Origin of the sequence: Corynebacterium sp. HMSC070E08 (genome assembly GCF_001808895.1) — a bacterium.
GTDB lineage: Bacteria > Actinomycetota > Actinomycetes > Mycobacteriales > Mycobacteriaceae > Corynebacterium > Corynebacterium hiratae.
In genome coordinates this window covers 1-3,606 of the sequence record NZ_KV794737.1, presented here as the reverse complement: position 1 = coordinate 3,606, position 3,606 = coordinate 1, and the positions used below count along the sequence as shown (strand labels likewise).

The window sequence follows — 3,606 nt, the reverse complement described above, 5'->3', positions numbered from 1 at the left end:
TCAATGCTTGTTTGTTCGCCGCTGAAAACATGCCTGCATCAGCAACGACGGTGACTTCGTCGAGTTGGTAGGCCTCTTGGAACCGTGTGATCATTGGCAGCATCGTGTGGGTTTCTGCCGAGTTTCCGGCAAACGCTCCAACATGTAGTGGAAAACCAGTGGCATCAGTAAGCAGCCCGACAAGGATTTGCGGCTCTATACGGCGCTCTTTGGAAAATCCGGGTTTGCGAAGCTCATCAGGAGTATCGGTTTCGAAGTACAAGGTGGTCACGTCGTACAAGATGAATGTGCCTGGACCGATACCTGCATGATGCGCCAGCACTTGGGTTAATCCTTCGCCGAAGGCATCTGTAGCAAAGCCAGGTAGTCGGCGTTTAATCGTGGCGTAGCTTGCGCTTGTCACCCCAACTTCAGCCAGGGTTTCAATCGAATCAAACTTCGAACCAGGATTAATCAACCGAGCGCGTACCAGATCGCGAAACACCGGATCATCACCGCTTGCTGCAGCAAGACCTAACTCGTTGAAACACGCATCAATACAGTCCAACAAGTAACCAGCTCGCTGTGCTGTCACCGGCACCGGGTCATCAGCGGTTCCCCTGCTTGCTGAAGGCTCTACTCCAAGATCAAGGGTGAGTTGATCTGCATCAATAAGACGCCGGGCCTGGGCTTTAAGCTGCTCAACTTGATCAGGTGAGTGTCCTGATCCGACCTGTTGAAGCTTTTTCGACCCTCGATGCTCAGACCACACCACCTGAACCGCCGTCGCCCCGGAAGCGGTCTTGACAGTGCGAATGTATGGACTCACAAAATCAGACTACCGGCTACCCCCGCCGATACCCGCTTAGTGCCGAAAAAATAACCGCCACAACACCAAACCTCCAGGCCACAATGTCAAGGGTGACCTTCATCACCTAACCGTGAGCCAAGTCAGGCAGCGCCGCCTCACCCCGGTTGCTTCCTTACCCACTAAGTGGGAAGGAGGAACGGTGGTGAGGCGGCGCTTTGTCTGTGAGGAAAGCCCGTCGGGGGTTAATAGGCAACAGTGCGTCTATTAATCCCTTTTTTGTCTAGACGTTTTTGTCTAGACGTTGGAAATGGGGGTCGGGGCCAGCTTCCACACCTCGTTGGCATAGTCAGCGATGGTGCGGTCGGAAGAGAAGCGCCCGGAGTAGCAGATGTTGAGCCAAGCCTTCTTGGCCCATGCCATCTCGTCGGCGTCATAGTCGGCAGCCATGCGGTCACGGGTCTCGCGGTAGTCTGCGAAATCTCCGAGGACGTAGTAGGTGTCCTGAGCGTGCTCACCAAAGCCGTCGAGCAGCGAGGAGCGCAGATCCCCAAACATCCCGGCGTTCTCAGAGCCCAACGTGCCATCGGTAAAGGCATCGAGGACGCGGGACAGGCCCGGAACCGTGTTGTAGAGCTCGCCCGGGTTGTACTCGGCGCGAAGCTGCGGGATCTCCTCGTTGCGGGCGCCGAAGATGTAAGCATTCTCTTCGCCCACTGCCTCGACGATCTCGACGTTGGCGCCATCCATCGTGCCCAGGGTCAGTGCACCGTTCATCATGAACTTCATGTTGGAGGTGCCGGAGGCCTCCTTGCCGGCCACGGAGATCTGCTCGGAGACATCGGCGGCAGGGATGATGTGCTCGGCAGGGGAGACGTTGTAGTTCTCCACAAAGACCACGTTGAGCACGTCCTTGGTGGCCGGGTCGTTGTTGACCAAGTCACCGATGGTGTTGATGAGCTTGATGATGGCCTTTGCGCGAACGTAGCCCGGGGCGGCCTTCGCGCCGAAAATGAAGGTGCGCTTCGGAACGGTTTCGCCGTCGACCTTGATACGGAAGTACAGGTCCAGAATGTACAGAGCGTTCATCAGCTGACGCTTGTACTCGTGCAGGCGCTTGATCTGGACGTCGAAGATCGAATCCGGATCCACCGTGGCGCCTTGGTGTGCCTCAATCCATGCGGCAAAGTCCTGCTTGTTGGCGCGCTTGATGTTGATGAGCTGGCGCAGCACCTTCTCGTCCTCGGCCAAGGAATCCAGTTTGGCCAGCTCAGTCAGATCGGTGACCCAGGCATCGGAACCAGCCTGCTCAGTGAGCAGGTCGGACAGACGCGGGTTGCACATGCGCAGCCAGCGGCGCGGGGTGACGCCGTTGGTCTTGTTATTGAACTTCTCCGGCCACAGTTCGTACCACTCAGACAGCGTGTCTGCCTTGATGATCTCGGTGTGCAGCGCCGCCACGCCGTTGATGGAATAAGCGGCGTAGCAAGCAATCCATGCCATGTGGACGTGGCCATCGGACACCGGGGCCATGTAATCGATGCGGCCCTGGTCGAGGCCGCGCTGGGCCATGTCCTCGCGGAAGCGGCGGTCAATCTCTTCCACGAGCTCCCAGATGCGCCAGAAGAGCTTCTGGAAGATGGAGATCTCCCAGCTTTCCAGGGCCTCTGCCAGCACCGTGTGGTTGGTGTAGGCAAAGGTCTCGGTGACGACCTTCCATGCCTCGTCCCAGCCCATTCCGTGTTCGTCGAGAAGCAGGCGGAGCAGCTCTGGAATGGCAAGCACCGGGTGGGTGTCATTGAGCTGGATGCAGTTGTACTCGGCGAAGCCGGTGAGATCCTCGCCGTGGTGTTCGATGTAATTGTCGATCATCTGCTGCAGCGAGGCGGACACGAAGAAGTACTGCTGGCGAACGCGCAGAACCTTGCCCTCGTAGGTGGTGTCGTTGGGGTAGAGGACACGGCAGATATCCATGACTCGCTCGCGCTCCACGATGGCCTCGGTGAAGCGCTGCGAGTTGAAGGCGTCGTAATCGAACTCATCGATGGGCTCGGACTTCCACAAGCGCAGCGTGCCCACGTTGTCGGTTCCATAGCCGGTAATCGGCATGTCATAGGGGATAGCGCGGACATCCATGTCATCGAAATGGACCAGGCGCTGCTCGGAGGCGCGGCGAATGATGAAGTCATAGCCATTCTCCATCCACGCATCCGGCTCTTCGCGCTGGAAGCCGTTGTCAAAGGACTGACGGAACAGGCCGTAGCGGTAGAGCAGACCGTAGCCGGTGACGGGGAAGTCTTGGGTGACAGCGGAGTCGAGGAAGCAGGCAGCCAGGCGGCCCAAACCGCCGTTTCCTAGCGCGGCATCGTGCTCGGCCTCGAGGACATCGGCCAATTCGTGGCCGGTGGCCTGGGTGGCGGCGCGGGCCTCGTCGACGAGGCCGATGTTGGTGAGGTTGTTGAGCAGGGCTCGACCCTGCAGGAATTCAGCCGAGAAGTAGTGCTGCTGGCGGGTGGCGGCGTAGGCGCTGCGGGTGGCTTCCCAGTTGTCCGCAATCTGCTCCATTACCGAGGAGGACAGGCCGGACCAGAACTTGCGGTTGGTGGCAGCGGTGGGGGAGACGCCGGCGGCGGCGCGGACGTGTCCGGGAACTGCGGTCTGAAAATCGGAGTGCTGGGGTTGACTCATGAGAATCCTTCACCTTAGGCATAAAAAATGCGGAAAAATACCAACTCCCAAGCTTAACCAGTTCCGTACTCACTCGCAGACCGCGTTGAGTACGGAAAAGGGCCTGACCCCCGGAAAGTAGACACGTCGGG

Annotated in this window: 2 protein-coding genes; both read right to left on the bottom strand. The window is 58.6% G+C overall.

Annotated elements, in window-relative coordinates:
• Positions 1-808, bottom strand: an 808-nt coding sequence (locus tag HMPREF2526_RS02760) for an IS1634 family transposase (RefSeq protein ID WP_148139530.1), incomplete at its 3' end; no start/stop codon positions are given.
• Between the two features lie 276 nt (positions 809-1,084).
• Complete coding sequence (locus HMPREF2526_RS02755; protein WP_049155336.1) at positions 1,085-3,475, bottom strand: glycogen/starch/alpha-glucan phosphorylase; 2,391 nt, start codon at positions 3,473-3,475, stop codon at positions 1,085-1,087.
• Positions 3,476-3,606 lie beyond the last annotated feature (131 nt).

Bases quoted from the DNA above. Each gene is read 5' to 3' on its own strand.
- HMPREF2526_RS02755 (WP_049155336.1), bottom strand. From the start codon at position 3,475: ATGAGTCAACCCCAGCACTCCGATTTTCAGACCGCAGTTCCCGGACAC.